Origin of the sequence: Thermoleptolyngbya sichuanensis A183 (genome assembly GCF_013177315.1) — a bacterium.
In the GTDB taxonomy this organism is placed as follows: domain Bacteria; phylum Cyanobacteriota; class Cyanobacteriia; order Elainellales; family Elainellaceae; genus Thermoleptolyngbya; species Thermoleptolyngbya sichuanensis.
This window is the reverse complement of the sequence record NZ_CP053661.1, coordinates 2001955-2016847: the sequence shown is the minus strand read 5'-3', so window position 1 is coordinate 2016847 and position 14893 is coordinate 2001955. Positions and strand designations below refer to the sequence as shown.

General features: G+C 58.0%; 11 protein-coding genes and 3 pseudogenes. 6 read left to right on the top strand and 8 right to left on the bottom strand.

The features are described from left to right. The first annotated feature begins 30 nt into the window (after nucleotides 1-30). From HPC62_RS08470 to HPC62_RS08460, 3 genes are all read left to right on the top strand, one after another. Complete coding sequence (locus HPC62_RS08470; RefSeq protein ID WP_228721731.1) at nucleotides 31-768, top strand: RibD family protein; 738 nt, start codon at nucleotides 31-33, stop codon at nucleotides 766-768. 130 nt (nucleotides 769-898) lie between these two features. After that, entirely contained in the window at nucleotides 899-2074 is a 1176-nt protein-coding gene (locus HPC62_RS08465; RefSeq protein WP_172354807.1) for a GNAT family N-acetyltransferase, read from the top strand. 57 nt (nucleotides 2075-2131) lie between these two features. Further along, complete coding sequence (locus HPC62_RS08460) at nucleotides 2132-3382, top strand: ABC transporter substrate-binding protein (RefSeq protein ID WP_172354805.1); 1251 nt, start codon at nucleotides 2132-2134, stop codon at nucleotides 3380-3382. 51 nt (nucleotides 3383-3433) lie between these two features. On the opposite strand, the gene HPC62_RS08455 is transcribed toward HPC62_RS08460, so the two are convergent. Together HPC62_RS08455 and glpX are read right to left on the bottom strand one after the other, a co-directional pair. Next, the gene (locus HPC62_RS08455) at nucleotides 3434-4195 is read right to left on the bottom strand and encodes a cobalt-precorrin-6A reductase (RefSeq protein WP_172354803.1); all 762 of its coding nucleotides are present in this window, start codon (nucleotides 4193-4195) and stop codon (nucleotides 3434-3436) included. A 145-nt stretch (nucleotides 4196-4340) separates the two neighbouring features. Next, entirely contained in the window at nucleotides 4341-5381 is a 1041-nt protein-coding gene (gene glpX / locus HPC62_RS08450; RefSeq protein ID WP_172354801.1) for a class II fructose-bisphosphatase, read from the bottom strand. Between the two features lie 428 nt (nucleotides 5382-5809). Here glpX and HPC62_RS08445 point away from each other — a divergent pair, with 428 nt between their 5' ends. Both HPC62_RS08445 and HPC62_RS08440 read left to right on the top strand, forming a co-directional pair. Continuing rightward, on the top strand, nucleotides 5810-5983 hold the full coding sequence (locus tag HPC62_RS08445) for a PCP reductase family protein (protein ID WP_172358850.1): 174 nt from the start codon (nucleotides 5810-5812) through the stop codon (nucleotides 5981-5983). 292 nt (nucleotides 5984-6275) lie between these two features. Continuing rightward, entirely contained in the window at nucleotides 6276-6842 is a 567-nt protein-coding gene (locus HPC62_RS08440) for a hypothetical protein (protein WP_172354799.1), read from the top strand. A 42-nt stretch (nucleotides 6843-6884) separates the two neighbouring features. Here the strand turns inward: HPC62_RS08440 and HPC62_RS23085 are convergent. From HPC62_RS23085 to HPC62_RS08425, 4 genes and pseudogenes are all read right to left on the bottom strand, one after another. Further along, a pseudogene (locus HPC62_RS23085) lies at nucleotides 6885-7214 on the bottom strand (DUF4912 domain-containing protein); the annotation flags it as partial. 630 nt (nucleotides 7215-7844) lie between these two features. Next, nucleotides 7845-8732 (bottom strand): annotated as a pseudogene (locus HPC62_RS24145) (DUF4912 domain-containing protein); the annotation flags it as partial. Nucleotides 8733-9080: 348 nt separating this feature from the next. Continuing rightward, nucleotides 9081-10280, bottom strand: a pseudogene (locus HPC62_RS08430) (substrate-binding domain-containing protein); the annotation flags it as partial. 834 nt (nucleotides 10281-11114) lie between these two features. Beyond that, a complete protein-coding gene (locus HPC62_RS08425) occupies nucleotides 11115-11597 on the bottom strand; it encodes a hypothetical protein (protein WP_172354797.1) in 483 nt (160 codons plus the stop codon). 227 nt (nucleotides 11598-11824) lie between these two features. Between HPC62_RS08425 and HPC62_RS08420 the strand changes: the two genes are divergently transcribed. Beyond that, nucleotides 11825-13186 carry a TIGR04283 family arsenosugar biosynthesis glycosyltransferase gene (locus HPC62_RS08420; RefSeq protein ID WP_172354795.1) on the top strand — a complete coding sequence of 454 codons (1362 nt, stop codon included), beginning with the start codon at nucleotides 11825-11827 and terminating at the stop codon, nucleotides 13184-13186. Between the two features lie 39 nt (nucleotides 13187-13225). Here HPC62_RS08420 and HPC62_RS08415 read toward each other — a convergent pair whose 3' ends face one another. Together HPC62_RS08415 and thiS are read right to left on the bottom strand one after the other, a co-directional pair. Continuing rightward, nucleotides 13226-14227, bottom strand: coding sequence for a DUF1517 domain-containing protein (locus HPC62_RS08415; protein WP_172354793.1), 1002 nt, complete (start codon nucleotides 14225-14227; stop codon nucleotides 13226-13228). A 346-nt stretch (nucleotides 14228-14573) separates the two neighbouring features. Beyond that, nucleotides 14574-14780: a sulfur carrier protein ThiS gene (gene thiS, locus HPC62_RS08410; protein WP_172354790.1), complete on the bottom strand. Its 207-nt coding sequence runs from the start codon at nucleotides 14778-14780 to the stop codon at nucleotides 14574-14576. Nucleotides 14781-14893: the final 113 nt, after the last annotated feature.

Genomic DNA, 14893 nt, shown 5'->3' with positions numbered 1-14893 from the left:
TGATTTCTTAGGTTTTTAGAGCGCTCTTTTATGATTTTAGGCAAGCTGCCAGAACCGACACCACGCCCGTCTCTCTCGTTTCGCCCGATGCCCTCCATCACGGTTGTACTGGCGATGAGCCTGGATGGCAAGATCGCAGACGTGGGGCGATCGCCTGCTCGGTTTGGCTCTGCCCGCGATAAAGCCCATCTGGAAGCCCGCTTGGCTGAGGCAGACGGCTTTTTGTTTGGTGCAACGACGCTGCGGGCCTACGGTACAACGCTGCCCATCACCCATCCCGATCTGCTCCAGCAGCGGCAGGCAACAGGGCGATCGCCCCAGCCTGTCCACATCGTCTGTTCCCGCACTGCCGAGTTCAAGGCGGATCTCAAGTTCTTCAAGCAGCCCGTTCCCCGCTGGCTGCTGACCACTGCCGCCGGGGCCGACCGCTGGCGGGCGGGGTCTGAATTCGCCCAGGTGTTTGCTCTGCCGGAAACTCCGACGGGGCTGGATTGGGCGATTGCCCTGCCTCTGCTGTTCCAGTTGGGCATTCACCGTCTGGTGCTAGGCGGTGGGGGCGAACTAGTGGCGGCGCTGATTGCCGCCGATGCCGTAGAGGATCTCTGGATTACCGTCTGTCCTCTGCTGCTGGGCGGATACACGGCCCCGACCCCCGTCAGTGGCCCTGGCTGGCTAGAAGCTGCCGCACCCCGTTTGGAACTGCTCTCCGTAGAGGCGATCGCCCAAGAAGTTTTTCTGCACTATCGCCTGCATCGAGCGAAAGATTGATCTACGTTGTAAAGAGATGTTTCGTATCGGCATGGCGGGCGCTGGCATGATCAAGCGCCAGGGATGAACCCCGTCCCCGTCCCCCACCCTGAACGCCCCAAATCCAAAATCCCAAATCCAAAATCCCAAAATGCCCGAACAGACTCGCCCCCGCCTTACTGTGAACTGGATTCAGGCGATCGCCGAAGTGCCCCAATCTGCCTGGGACGACCTGGCACTGCCGCTTAAAACGCCGTTTTTGGAATGGGACTGGCTGCACAATCTGGAAAGCTCCGGCAGCACCACGGCCAAGGCGGGCTGGCTGCCCAATCACCTCACCCTCTGGCGCGAACGCACGCTGATTGCCGCCGCGCCGATGTATCTCAAGGGCCACAGCTACGGCGAGTTTGTATTTGACCAACAGTGGGCAGAACTGGCGCAGCGGCTGCGAATTGCCTACTATCCCAAGCTGCTGGGCATGTCGCCCTTTACCCCAGCGGAGGGCTACCGCTTTCTGATCGCCCCCGGAGAAGACGAAGCGGAACTGACGGCGCTGATGGTGGGGGCGATCGACCAGTTTTGCATCAGCAACAATATTTCGGGATGCCACTTTCTCTATGCCGACCCGACCTGGCGACCGATGATCGAGCCGCACGGATTTCGGCCCTGGCTGCACCACAGCTATATCTGGCAAAACCACGGCTTCCAGACCTTCGACGACTATCTCGGCAGCTTCAACGCCAATCAGCGCCGCAACATCAAGCGCGAGCGCAAAGCTGTCGCCGCAGCAGGGCTGACGATGCGGGTTCACGCCGGAGATGAAATCCCCAAGGCTTTATACAGCCTGATGTATCGCTTCTATAGCGACACCTGCGACAAGTTTGGCTGGTGGGGCAGCAAATATCTGACGCGGCAATTTTTTGAGCAGCTTCATCCCACCTATCGCCACCGCACGGTGATAGTTGCGGCCTATGCCGAGCAAGATCCGCAGCACCCCATTGGCATGTCGCTTTGCTTTACCAAGGGAGATCAGCTATACGGGCGCTATTGGGGGTCGCTGCAAGAGATTGAGAATCTGCACTTCGACACCTGCTACTACACGCCGATCGAATGGGCGATCGCCCACAATATCCAGACCTTCGACCCCGGCGCAGGCGGCCGCCACAAAAAGCGTCGCGGCTTCCCCGCCACGCCCAATCATTCTCTGCACCGTTTCTATGAACCGCGCCTGTCGCAAATCCTGAATCACTACATCCAGGAGGTCAACGAGCTAGAGCAGCAGGAGATTGAGGCGATCAACGCCGATTTACCGTTCCGGCAGGGCTGAGGAGAAGGGCGTTGGAGTATGATTCACTCCGTCTCCTCGGTTACCCCGCTTGCCCCAATGCGCCTTTTTGCTCTGCTCCTCACCAGTCTCCTATTGCTCACGGGCTGCCAGCCTGCGGCGGCGACCGATGGCATCACGCATCTGACGCTCTGGCATGGGGTCAATCCACCGTCCAATCGGGCGGTGTTGCAGCGGCTGGTGGATCGGTTTAACGAAGCGCATCCGCAGATCCAGGTAGAGGCGCTATATGTAGGACAGGGCGACCAGCAAATTCCCAAGATTTTGGCAGCGGTGGTGGGCGATGCAGCTCCGGATATGCTGTGGTATGCGCCGATGATTACGGGGCAACTGGTGGAACTGGGGGCACTGCGATCGCTCGATGACTGGCTTTCCACCTGCTCCGTCGCCGCCGAGATTGACCCAGCGCTGCGCGAGTCGATGCAGTGGGAAGGGCGAACTTGGTCGATTCCCTTTGGCACCAACAATGTCGGTGTGTTTTATCGACCCAGCTTGTTTGCGGCGGCGGGCATTCGCGAGCTACCCCAGACCTGGGATGCGTTTCGCCAGGTGGCCAAGGCGCTGACGATTCCCGAAAAAAATCAGCATGGCCTCTTGCTGCCGCTGGGCAAGGGCGAATGGACGGTGTTTATGTGGCTGCCGTTTCTCTGGGGCGGCGGTGGAGAAATCGTGGCAGAACAGGGCGCGGTGCGGGTGGCTTCGCCGGGGGCGATCGCCGCGTTGCAGTTGTGGCAAGACCTGGTAAACGATGGCTCCGCGATTCTTTCGCAGCCAGAGCGGGGCTATGAGCTAGACACATTTCTGGCCGGCAGGGTGGCCATGCAGCTAACCGGGCCGTGGACCCTGGGGCAGCTTCGGCAGGCGGGTGCAGAGTTTGGCGTGATGCCGATTCCGGCTGGCCTGCGGCCCGCCACCAGCACGGGCGGCGAAAATCTGTTTTTCTTCCACTCCACCCCGGCGCGAGAGCAGGCCGCCCAGGTGTTTGGTGAATATGTGCTGAGTGAGGCGTTTCAGACCGAGTGGGCGATCGCCACTGGATATCTACCCGTCAACCTGCGATCGCGCCAGAGCCAGGACTATCAGACCTTCCTCACCCAACAGCCCGCTGTGCAGGTGTTTCTAGACCAGACGCAATACGAGCGATCGCGCCCCATAGTTCCGGGCTATAACCGCATTTCCGATGCGCTAGGCCGGGCCGTAGAATCCGTCTTGCTGAACCAGAATACGCCTACAGCGGCCATCGACGCAGCGCAGCGACGACTGGATCGGGTGTTTGGGCAGGCGGAGTGAGGGGGGCATCAGGTCAGCCCAGCGCCTCATGGCTCCAGCGCTGTTTGGCATTTATTGCGCCAGTGCCCTCCGGCAAAAGTCCAGGGCGATCGCCCGGTCACTTGTCACCTGGGGATAGGCCAGCGCAGGTCGCGCCAGGGTGACGAGTTTAATGCCGAGGTCGGCGGCAACTTGGCGCTTGATGTCTTCGCCGCCGGGACTGCCAGACGCTTTGGCCACCACAAGGGAAATTTGCCACTGTTGCCAGAGCGCTTTTTCTAGGGGTGCAGCAATGGGCGGACGCAGCGCAATTAGCCGATCGGGGGTAAACCCAGCGGCGATCGCCCCTCCTAGCGCCTCGTGCGATGGCAAAATGCGGGCAAACAGGATGGCCCGATCCTGCCACGGCTGAAACAGCGGCAAATAGCGATAGCCAATGGTCAACAAGACCCGCTCGTTGATCAGCAAATCGGTTGCCAACAGCGCCTCGACACTGGGAAAGACCCATTCCCCCGGCGCAACGCCTTCCACGGGCGATCGCTCGAAGCGCAGGTAGGGCAGGTGTAGCTCAACAGCAGTGGCGATCGCCAGTTCAGACACCGCCGCCGCAAACGGGTGAGACGCATCCAGAATGGCGCGAACTGAGTACGTCTGCAAAAACTCGCTCACCGCTTCTGGGGTCAGCTTACCAACCCATACGCGACAGCACTCGGTGTCTGGATATAGCCGCCGCGCCCCCGCCGTCGTCACCGTCACCACGCAGTCTATCCCCTGTGCTACCAGATCTCGCGCCAGCACCGCGCTTTCCTGCGTACCGCCGATGAGCCAGAGCATGATCCTAACTCTCTTTGTGAGCTGCTAACTTGCACTACAAGCTTGCGCTAAAAACCTGCACGACAAACTTGCGCTAAAAAGAGCAAAAAAGAGCCAGATCGGAACCTGACTCTTTCGCAGTTATTGAGCGACGGGTGTTTGCAGCTTAGCGCAGTTGCAAGTGTTTGGTATTATCGCCCATGTGGATGGTGTCAACGAAGCGGGCGGTTTTGGATTGGGTAGAGATGACTAGGCTCTGAGTGCGGGCCCCCCCTTTGAAGAAACGAACCCCTTCCATCAGCGTGCCGGAGGTGATACCACAGGCGGCGAACAGAACTGTTTCACCCGATGCCAGCTCCTCGCATTCATACACCCGATCCGGATCGGTGATGTTCATTTCCTTGAGGCGGGCAATGTTCTCTTCTTTGGTTTTGTTAGCCCACTCTTTGGTCATCACGACGGCGGGGTCGGCCACAAGCTGCCCTTGGAAGTGGCCACCCAGCGCCCGCATCGCCGCCGCAGAAATCACGCCTTCGGGCGCAGCGCCAATGCCCATCAGCGCGTGGATATTCGTCCCTGCAAAGGCGCAGGAAATCGCAGCAGACACGTCGCCATCGGTAATCAGGCGGACGCGGGCCCCAGCTTCGCGGATTTCCTTGATCAGCGCATCATGGCGATCGCGCTTCATCACCACCACCACCAGTTCGTCGATAGCCCGATCCAGGCATTCCGACAGGATCTTCAGGTTTTCCGTGGCAGACTTGCGGATATCGACCTTACCTTTGGCTGCGGGGGGCGCGGCCAGCTTGTTCATATAAAAGTCGGGCGCGTTGAACAGGCCACCCTTTTCGGAAATCGCCAGCACTGCCATCGAACCGGGCTGACCGTAGGCGCAGAGGTTGGTGCCCTCGCAGGGGTCCACAGCGATGTCGATTTCCAGCAGTTCGTCAGGGTTGCAGAAGGCTGCCGCATCTTCTCGGGTGCAGATGCCCACTTCTTCGCCGATGTAGAGCATGGGCGCTTCGTCGCGCTCCCCCTCACCGATCACAATCCGTCCGCGCATGTGGATTTTGTTCATCCGTTCGCGCATGGCTTCTACAGCGACCCGGTCGGCTTCGTTCTTATCCCCTTTGCCCATCAACCGAGCAGAGGCGATTGCCGCTTGCTCTACCACTTCGATAATTTCCAAACCGAGTGTACTTTCCACCGGATACCCTCCAAACTGCTTGATTTTTCGTCGTTTGAGCGACGTGTACCTCTTGTCAAAAGTGTATCAGACAAGGGGATCGGGATCAGGACTTACGCACTCGCGATAGGCTCTATTGAGTTTTAGAGGATTTCTCGCGCAGCCCCTAAGAAATCGTCCAGATGCGTCAGTCCTAGGGCGTGTTTTAAAACCCTTTGATCCCCCTAGCCCACCTTAAGAAGAGGGGAAACGGGCAAAACTGCTCTGGAAGTCCCCCTTTTCAAGGGGGATTTAGGGGGATCGACTCAAGGCAATCAATGACCTAGAAAGTTTTAAGACACTGCCTAAGGATTTAGGGATCAAGATGCAGGGATCGGATGACCCCGCAAATCTCCCAACCAATGCGCCTAAACTAGAAGGGCAGAACAATGCAGGTGGAACCCATTTCTATGAGTAGCGCGATCGCCTGGACTCCCGAAGCCGAAGCCCGTTTGAAAGAAATTCCCTTTTTTGTGCGTCCGGCCGCCCGCAAAAAGATCGAGAAATTTGCTGAAGAGGCCGGCATAACGCAGATTACTGAAGAGGTCTATGAACAGGCCAAAGCAAAGTTTGGCTCGAAGTAGCGTCTTGGGCACTGGACTGTTAGTGGAGGATAAGCCTCGCAAAGCCCTTGCGGACAAACTTTTGCAGTCTGTAGTCAAAATCGGCTGAGGTCTTTGCATAGTCAGCACTTCAAGTGCTACATCTTCCTTTTATGAACCAGTGCCGCGTCTTGAAGGTGCAATATCGTCTGAACTCGGTCTGAACTCGGTCTGAACTGGCGGAGGTCTGCAAGTTTCAGTTTTGGTAACTCCACGACTCCAAAGCAAGCAGGAACTTAAAGTAGCAGTATTGAGTTTCTGTGAGGGCTTCGGGATGAAAACTTGGCCATTGACGGTTGGGGTTGTGGGACTGTGTTTGGCGATCGCCAGCGCCGCGATCGCCGCTCCACCCAACCGCTTATCCATTGCTCAAAATGGGCCTGCTCCGACCCAGCCAGTCAGCCAGGGCGGAACTCCTCTGGTCACGGTTCGCCGCGAGGGTGGCTTTTGCTATCCGCCAGGCTGCTTTTCAGAAGTGACAATATATCCGGACGGCAGCTACCGCTATGCCAACAGCGTCGGCGATCGCGCCACCGGACGCATCCGCCGAGGAACCCTGCAACAACTGCGATCGCGCATTGCCCGCGCCGATTTTGACCAGATCCGCAGCGAGACAAATGTCCGCAATCCAATCCCAAATCTCTGCCTGCTGGCTGCCGATGGGCCAGAAGCCGTCTATCGGTTTTACCCGAACGGGAAGACCGAAGAGATTCGCGGCTGCGAAACCGACATCGACCGCAGCAGCCGTCTATTTCAGCAGCTTGAACGGCTCTATGAGCGTGTCTCTGAGCAGGCCGCTCAGGCAGCCCAGAATCAGAGACGGGGCGATCGCGCTCTTTAAGGTCTTGAAGGAAGGATCACCAAGGAAGGATCATGCCAGGCCCTAGTAAGGCTGATCCATCGCCTCGTCCTTTGTACTAGTGCGGCGTTCTGGCGTTTCTCGATTAAACCGCATATGGACCGCGCGGGTCTGAACGCCGTCCGCCGCCACCGCCAAAATCGGGAAGTCCAACGTGCCATCCTGGAAGGACATCTGGAAGCGGAATGTGCCATCGGGATTCAGTGTCACAGGCCGTCCAGCAATGGTCACCGAGGCATCTGGCTCCGTTGCGCCGTAAATAATCAGTTCTGCATCTGCCACTAGCCAGAATTTCCGCGCCCGAATCGGCGGCATAGAACCAAAGAAGCCAACACCCGACATGCCAATGCCAGAGAAGTTCGGTATCCCTACACCCGACTGGCTGTAGATCCCAGCCCCCGACATCGTATACAGACCTGCGCCCGACTCGGTGTACATCCCTACGCCCGACATCCGCGCATAGCTCATCGGCCCCGGATAGCCCATGCCCACGCCGGACATACTGTACATGCCCACACCGGACATGCCCACGCCGGACATGCCCACACCGGACATACTGTACATACCCACGCCAGACATGCCCACACCGGACATACTGTACATACCCACGCCAGACATGCCCACACCGGATATGCCCACACCGGACATACTGTACATACCCACGCCGGACATGCCCACACCGGACATACTGTACATACCCACGCCGGACATGCCCATGCCCGACTCGGTATATCGACCCACACCCGACTCGGTGTACAGGCCCACACCCGACATCGTGTAAAGCGCTCCGCCAGACTCGGTATAAAGTCTTGCGCCCGACATGGTGTACATGCCCACGCCCGACATCCCCACGCCGGACTCGGTGTATCGACCTACGCCGGACATGCCCACGCCAGACATGCCCACGCCGGACATGCCCACGCCGGACATGCCTACGCCAGACATGCCCACGCCGGACATGCCCACGCCCGATTCGGTATATCGACCCACACCCGACTCAGTGTATAGGCCCACGCCAGACTCGGTTTTCCCCGACCATTGGCCCATTTCAGCCGAGAAAACAAACGAGCTAATGGCTGCACCAGAGGCCTGCATGGAACTCAGCGCTGCCCCAGATTCTGAGTGAACGTAGCTGCTAATGGCTGCCCCAGAGGCCTGCATGGAACTCAGCGCTGCGCCCGATTCCATCTGATGGGAACCCTGCACCGAGGCCGGAACCTGCTGCATAGAACCATAGAGCGAACCCGCCAGACGCATTGCCTCGGCAGACTCGGCCATGTCAAAAATCTCGTCGTAGATGGGGTTGCCCGTGTCTGCCACTCGTCGCCCTGGCGGAATCAATCGCAGGAAGGTCTTGCCGCGCCGGTCTTCATCCCAACCCAGCGTAATAAACTGATCCTCAAACCAGTCGGACGGGTAGATTGGCGGAATGCGAACCGCATTAGATCTTGCCAGAACCAGCCACATACCATCTGGTGTGAGATAGCCAATTTCAACCAAATAATCGCGATCGCTCACCGGAATGGGCAAATACCAGTCGCGGGCTAGCTCGTCACAGTCGTACTGCTGCACGCTATGGGGACGCTGGCTATGGGCATCAATATCGGTCACGTCGTATAGCCGCAGCGCCAGCCGCTGTCCGCCCTGACCGCGCAGTAGTGCCTTGTGTTGGTCGGGCACATCCCAATAAGTGTAGGCCCACTGCGGATCGCGAGGCATCAGCACAATTCGGCTCTCGCCGTAGCCATCAGGCAAGTCGGGTAGATTCGTGTCTACATCGGCCAGTCGCTCAGCCGACAGATCCGTTTGCCCTACATCAAACTTTGCCGCTTCAACAGCAGACTGGTCATCTTCCTTGGCCAGCGCTGCCATCGCAGCCGCGCCTGCTGCCAGCGTTGCCCCCGTGCCCAAAGCCGCAGCAATCGGCGGCACAGTGGGGGTTTCTGGCTCTGGCGTTGCTACAACAGGTTCATCAACATCAGGCTCATCAACAGCAGATTCATCCATACTGGGTTCCACTGGGGTAGGTGCTGGAGCGGGCACTGTTGGAGAAACGGATACCGCTGGAGGCGGCACAACTGGAGCGACCACAGGCGGCACGACAGGCGGCACACCGGGCGGCACGACTGGAGTAGGAGTTGCTTCAGCCGCAGACAGGATCGTGGGCACGCGCACCGAGTTGGATCGGGCCAGCTTCAGCCAGCGTCCGTCGCTGGTGGTGTAGCCAATTTCTGCGAGATAGTCGCGATCGCCCGCCATGATAGGCACATGCCGATCCTGGTCGGTTTCAGCCACATCGTATTCTTGGACGCTGTGGGCGGGCTGCCGATCAAGGTCAATATCCGTCACGTCGTAGATCCGCAGCTTCAAATCGCGTCCGCCCTGGCGCTTCAGATCTGCTTTATGAGCCTCTGGCGCTTCCCAATAGGCGTAGGCATCTTCGGCATTGCGCGGGGTTAACACAATCCGGCTGGCGGGAACTTGGCGGGGCGGTGCGACAGTGGCCACTGGGCGCAGCGGCGGCGCAACCGGAGCCACGGCCTCTCGCCGCCGAAATAGCCCCAGCAAGAAGGGCAACGCTCCGAGCAGCAACAGCGCCAGCCAGGGCAGCCAGCCTTCGGGTTGATTACTCGATGGCGGTGGAGTGACGACTGTGGGCGCGGCATCCAGCACGGGACTGGGGGTGGCGGGTACTGGCGCGACCGGAGCCGCTGGCGCAACTGCGGTGGCTTCTTGTTCACGCGCCTCTTCTACCACTTCTTGACCGGGTTCCGAGGTCGCAAATCCTAAAAATGCCTGCACAGGCGGAGTTGGTGTGCCGCGATAGACATAGCCCCTTGGCTGCGAAAAGGGATAGCGAGGATCGGTAGGCAAGGTCTGGTGCATGGGCACGATCTTCACGTCACCCCGGTTCAACACCTGATTGGCGATAGCATAGCTAATCCCATCTGCCCCAAGCGCCTGCACCGCTGCTGCCGTGTCGTCTGTCGCAATCTGCTCGGCGTTGGGCCCAGTTTGAAAGGGCGCTGCCTGAAACACTGAATAGTTGCTGAGTGACTGGCGTGTATCGCTAAAAGCAGGGCGATCGACAAAGCGAATCGGCCCAGGTGGCCCACCAACCTGCGACCAGTCCGTAATTTCACCCCGGAAAATCTGAGCAAACTGCTCAAACGTCAGATCGCCTGCAAAGGGGTTGTCTGCGCCTACAATGATGGCAATTTTTTCTCGGCTGAGGGGAACCTCTACCAATCCCTGATCCCGCTCTGCCTGGGTCAGGTCGCGCCCCACTGCCACCAGATCCAGGTCTCCAGCCAGTAAGGCTTGTAGCGCCGCATCTGTGCCGCCTGCGGCAAGGTTGACCCGGGTGCCAGGGTAGCGTTCCTCAAAGCGGGCCTTCAGACTTTCATTAATCAGCGTCATACTGGCAGAGCCGTCTATAGTAACGGAAGTGTCTGCCGGAACGCTGGCAGGCAGCGGGAATTCTGGCGGCGTAGATTGTGCCAGAGTTGGAACTACCCACCGCAGTCCAAGTAAACCAGGAGCGCCGCCGAGGGCAACTAGCAGGGCTAGTAGGGTGAAAGATGTTTCTGGGTTTCGCAGCATTGTTGAGGGCAGCCTAGACGTGAGCAGGGATTTTTTAGGTTAATTTTTGCAAAAGACGTGTCAATTATATAGCCCTCTTTCTTATCAGAAGTTAATAAAGAAGACAATTTGAAGTAAAAATACTCATCAGGGGGGCGATCGCCCAGTTCCTTCCTATGAAAGCGTTTCAGCTTTTAAGTCAGGAGAAAGCAAGGAATTCTCGCGCTGCCTCTGTTTCGCGGGGTACTAGACGAGCCGACAAGTTTCCCCTAGTTTGTCGTATTTCTTTTGAGATGCATAGTCCACGCTGATTTTTGATAAGAATTGCCTATACAAGCACCATCGCTGGATAAGCGGCAAGGCTGAGCCTGGAAAGCGCTGGGAGCCAGACTAAGAACGGTCGAGAAAAACGTTGCAGTAACAGCAAAAGCGCCACGCTGAACATCTAACCGCGTGGCGCTTGCATAATGGCTTGCTGCAACAGGACTTGCTGCAACTCGTGTTGAAAACTGGCAGGTGACTGAAAACTGGCAGTTGCGAATGGCTGTTAGCCAGAATCAGTTACAGGCAAATCGGTCACAGGTGAACTAATCACGGGCTAAACCTTAGCTCGCCTAGCTTTATCCAACCTGTTTATATCCAACCTGCTTTGTCTAGCCTGCTTCCAGGATGCTACCAGAGGCCTCGAACCGGGCCGGCCGGACGCGGCGCAGGCTGAGGATCTCCTGGAACACCCTGGCTGAAGGGCGGAAACTGAGGACCCGCAGGAAGTGGGCGGAGGGGTTGAGAGGGAGGCAGCAGCAGCAGTGAGGTATCGAAGGGATTATTCAGATCGGCAGTGCGGATGATGGGGCCGTCCAGATTTTGCTGGTTTGAAGCGTCTACGTAGAGTCGATGCACCTGCCGCGCATCGGTGATGATGTTGTTTTCGGGGAAGGGGCCAAGGAACCAGGTGAAGGAGTTCACAATGCCTCGGTTGCCAAAGAAAGTGCCGCTGGCACCATAGTAAGCGTCCTCAAACGCTTGCTGGAGTGTCTGAATGTCGTCTGCGCTGCGGGTTGAAGTGACAGTCTGGGCGATCGCCCCTGACCCCAGCGCCCCACCCGACGTTGCCAGGGTGAGCAGTCCAGCCAATATCTTAAACTTGAAGCCCATGGCAAATTCCCTCAAATTTTGTCCAACATCTTAGCTCATTTCAGAGTACAAAGGTCAATTTTTTTCCAAAGCTCGATGAATGACGACCTAGACTGAGGAGGGATCGGGAGAATCTTTTCTACCTGGTAGTTACAGCGTTTCTCATCAGACTTTCTAGTAAGACTCTTTGCCCCGCCATCTTGGCGATCGCCCCTTAACATTTCACCCCAAAATTGGAATTTTTAGCCGTGATTCTTGCCAATCATCTAATTCTGTTTTCGCGCTATCCCCAGCCAGGAACCACGAAAACGCGCCTCATTCCGCATTTGGGAGAAACCGGATCCGCCCAGCTTCAGCGACAGATGACCGCGCAGGTGCTGCGGCAAATCCGTCCCCTCCTGTCTCCGACGGCGGAGAATTCGACCCGCCCTATTTCGGCAGAAATCTGGTTTGCGGGGGGCGAATTGTCCCAAATGGCAGACTGGCTGGGAACCTCCTGGGCGCTGCATCCGCAGCCGTCAGGAGACTTGGGCGATCGCCTGTTGAGTGCGGTGGAACGGGCGATCGCCGCTGGAGCCGAGCGGGTCGTGGTGATTGGTGCAGACTGCCCCAGCGTGGATTCCGTAATTTTGCAGCAGGCCTTTACCGCGTTGCAGAGCCATGACCTGGTGCTGGGGCCGGCCACCGATGGCGGCTATTATCTCATCGGCCTGCGGCAGCCCCTTGCAGATCTGTTCAGCGGCATTGATTGGGGCACAGAGCGTGTGTTTGCCCAGACTAGGGCGATCGCCCAAGCTCTCCATCTCTCGGTAGCAACGCTTGACCCACTGACGGACATTGACACTGCTGCCGACTTGCCCGTGTGGGAGGCGCTGCGGAAGCAGGTGATTTCCGTGATCATTCCAACGCTGAATGAAGCCGCAGAATTGCCGAGCCTGCTGGAAACCCTATCGCCCTCTGGCACATTGGAAGTGATTGTGGCAGACGGAGGCAGCCAGGACGACACGCGGGCGATCGCTCAGCAGTATGGCGCAACGGTCGTCCACTCCGCTCCCGGTCGCGCCCGCCAGATGAATGCCGGAGCCGCCGCCGCGATGGGGAAAACTCTGCTTTTCCTCCACGCCGACACTCGCCTGCCCCAGAAGTTTCCCCATCTGGTGCAGCAAACCCTGGCCCAACCGGGCGTGGTGCTGGGGGCGTTTGACCTGTTGATTGACGGAACCTTGCCGGGATTGCGCTGGGTGGAGCGGGGGGTGCGCTGGCGATCGCGCTGGTTCAGCCTGCCCTACGGCGATCAGGCGCTATTTCTGCGAACAGACACTTTCTGGCAACTGGGCGGCTTTCCAGAGGTGCCGATTCTGGAAGATCTGAAGCTGGTACGAAAGGCTCAGACCTTGGGCAAAGTGGCGATCGCCCCAGCAGTGGTATCGACTTCGGCGCGGCGGTGGGAAGCGCTGGGGGTGTGGCAGACGACGCTGATCAATCAGAGCGTGCTAATCGCCGCTGGGTTGGGCGTGCCTCTAGAGAGAATTACTCAGTTCTATCGGCGATCGCGGTCAAAAAATTTGCCGCCAGACCCCTTCAAAATTCGTAAAAAAAATAGGGATTGAAGGCTCAATCCCTAACGTATCCCATTATCTACAGGCTAGCTAGACCAATCTCAAATCAGCATACTCAGCGACTAGCTCATCTGACGAGAGGGTCTGACCCTCCACCTGGGGGGTCCAGAGAATTTCTAGCGCCAAGAGGCGATCGCTCGACACCGATCCCATCTGCGACAGCGCCCGACGCAGGTCTTCCGTCGAATTCACCACGGGCAAATCCAGCTTGCCCAGCGTTGCCGCCAGCAGCGTCACCACGATATATTCACCCTGCGACTGGATTTCTGTCGGCTGTTCTGCCGCTACCAGCTCACCCGTACCCGTCGTGGCCAGGGCGGCCGAAGTCGTTCCCGCCTGCCGCAACTGGCGGTTGACATTCGACAGCGTTTCTTCGCTAAATTTGCTGCGCTCTGCCAGCGCCAGTCGGTTAAACTGTGCCTCAGCCGCCTCCAGGCGATACTGTGCCGACTGCGTGCCGCCATAGACCCAATATTCGGGATGCCGCAGCAGTGCCAACGTCGTTTCTTGCAGCGCCTCCGTCAGCCCCTCTTTGGAACCCGTATCCGCCGTTTTCGCCAGCCGATCCAGGTCTGCCTGCAAGCCGCGAGCGCCAGACAGCAGCCCCACTTGAACTTTGGCCACCGAAACCGTGGGCGACGCTGCGCCATAGCCCAGGTCGTCATAGCCATTCGCATCAGACTGCGCGGCTCGGACGCTCCGTACGATAAATGATGCAAGTGAGAGAAAAATCAGAATGGTGAACAGGCTGCCCGCACCGCCGCCAAAGAAAATCGGCCCCCACACCAGCGGAAACCCAATGCCGCCGCCAGGATAACCACCGGGATAATAGCCGCCACCGCCATAGGATGGAGCCGGACGGCTGGTATAGGTGCGGCTGGGCACGCTAAACCCGCCGCCGCCGATGCGGCCGCCGCCCCGACTCAGGGCCAGAGCGCTACCTGCATTGCCAAACACCAATGTTGCAATTAGAGAGAAAACCACCAGCGGCCGAAGCAGGGGCCGCCATACTTGAGAAAAGAACTTTCCCATTGCCTCAAGCCCTCATATAAACGTTTCGGGCAATGCCCGTGGGGCAGGCTGTGCAGTTTGCCGAGCTAAGCAGTTTGCCGAGTTGCCGAGCTAAATGGTTTCGCTGAGCTAAGCAGTTTGCCGAGCTAAGCAGTTTGCCGAGCTAAAATTTGCAGAGCTTTAGCAACAAAGCTTTAGAAAACGTTACACAGCCATTCAATACTTCTAATGTAACGCGCTCCGTTTTGCGCTGAGGGCGGCTAGCAGTGGGTTTCAGGAGGGATGACCGTACTTGAAAACCCCAGGTTAGATTGCCCTAATTAGATTGCCCTAAATTGAGCAATAGTCTTTGCAACAAGTCTTTGCATTAGCCGCCGCCGACAATGGTGACAATTTCCAGGCGATCGCCCGCCTGCATGAGGGTCTTTTCCCAAAACTGGCGGTGCAAAATCTCGCCGTTATATTCCACCGCCACTAGGCGCGGATTCATACCCAGTTGCTCCAAAAACTGCGGCAGCGAGGTATCCGGCTCGCAGGTGCGGGGTTCGCCATTGACCTGAAGCGTAATCGACATAGCAGAGATCACCCAGAAGACGGCTTAGATTTATGCTACGGCAAGGGCTTAAGAGCGATCGCCCGTTTGATACCGCTACTTAGAACTACCGCTACCCTAGAGCTACCGCTACT

Bases quoted from the DNA above. Each gene is read 5' to 3' on its own strand.
- HPC62_RS08470 (WP_228721731.1), top strand. From the start codon at position 31: ATGATTTTAGGCAAGCTGCCAGAACCGACACCACGCCCGTCTCTCTCG.
- HPC62_RS08465 (WP_172354807.1), top strand. From the start codon at position 899: ATGCCCGAACAGACTCGCCCCCGCCTTACTGTGAACTGGATTCAGGCG.
- HPC62_RS08460 (WP_172354805.1), top strand. From the start codon at position 2,132: ATGCGCCTTTTTGCTCTGCTCCTCACCAGTCTCCTATTGCTCACGGGC.
- HPC62_RS08455 (WP_172354803.1), bottom strand. From the start codon at position 4,195: ATGCTCTGGCTCATCGGCGGTACGCAGGAAAGCGCGGTGCTGGCGCGA.
- HPC62_RS08445 (WP_172358850.1), top strand. From the start codon at position 5,810: ATGAGTAGCGCGATCGCCTGGACTCCCGAAGCCGAAGCCCGTTTGAAA.
- HPC62_RS08440 (WP_172354799.1), top strand. From the start codon at position 6,276: ATGAAAACTTGGCCATTGACGGTTGGGGTTGTGGGACTGTGTTTGGCG.
- HPC62_RS08425 (WP_172354797.1), bottom strand. From the start codon at position 11,597: ATGGGCTTCAAGTTTAAGATATTGGCTGGACTGCTCACCCTGGCAACG.
- HPC62_RS08415 (WP_172354793.1), bottom strand. From the start codon at position 14,227: ATGGGAAAGTTCTTTTCTCAAGTATGGCGGCCCCTGCTTCGGCCGCTG.
- thiS (WP_172354790.1), bottom strand. From the start codon at position 14,780: ATGTCGATTACGCTTCAGGTCAATGGCGAACCCCGCACCTGCGAGCCG.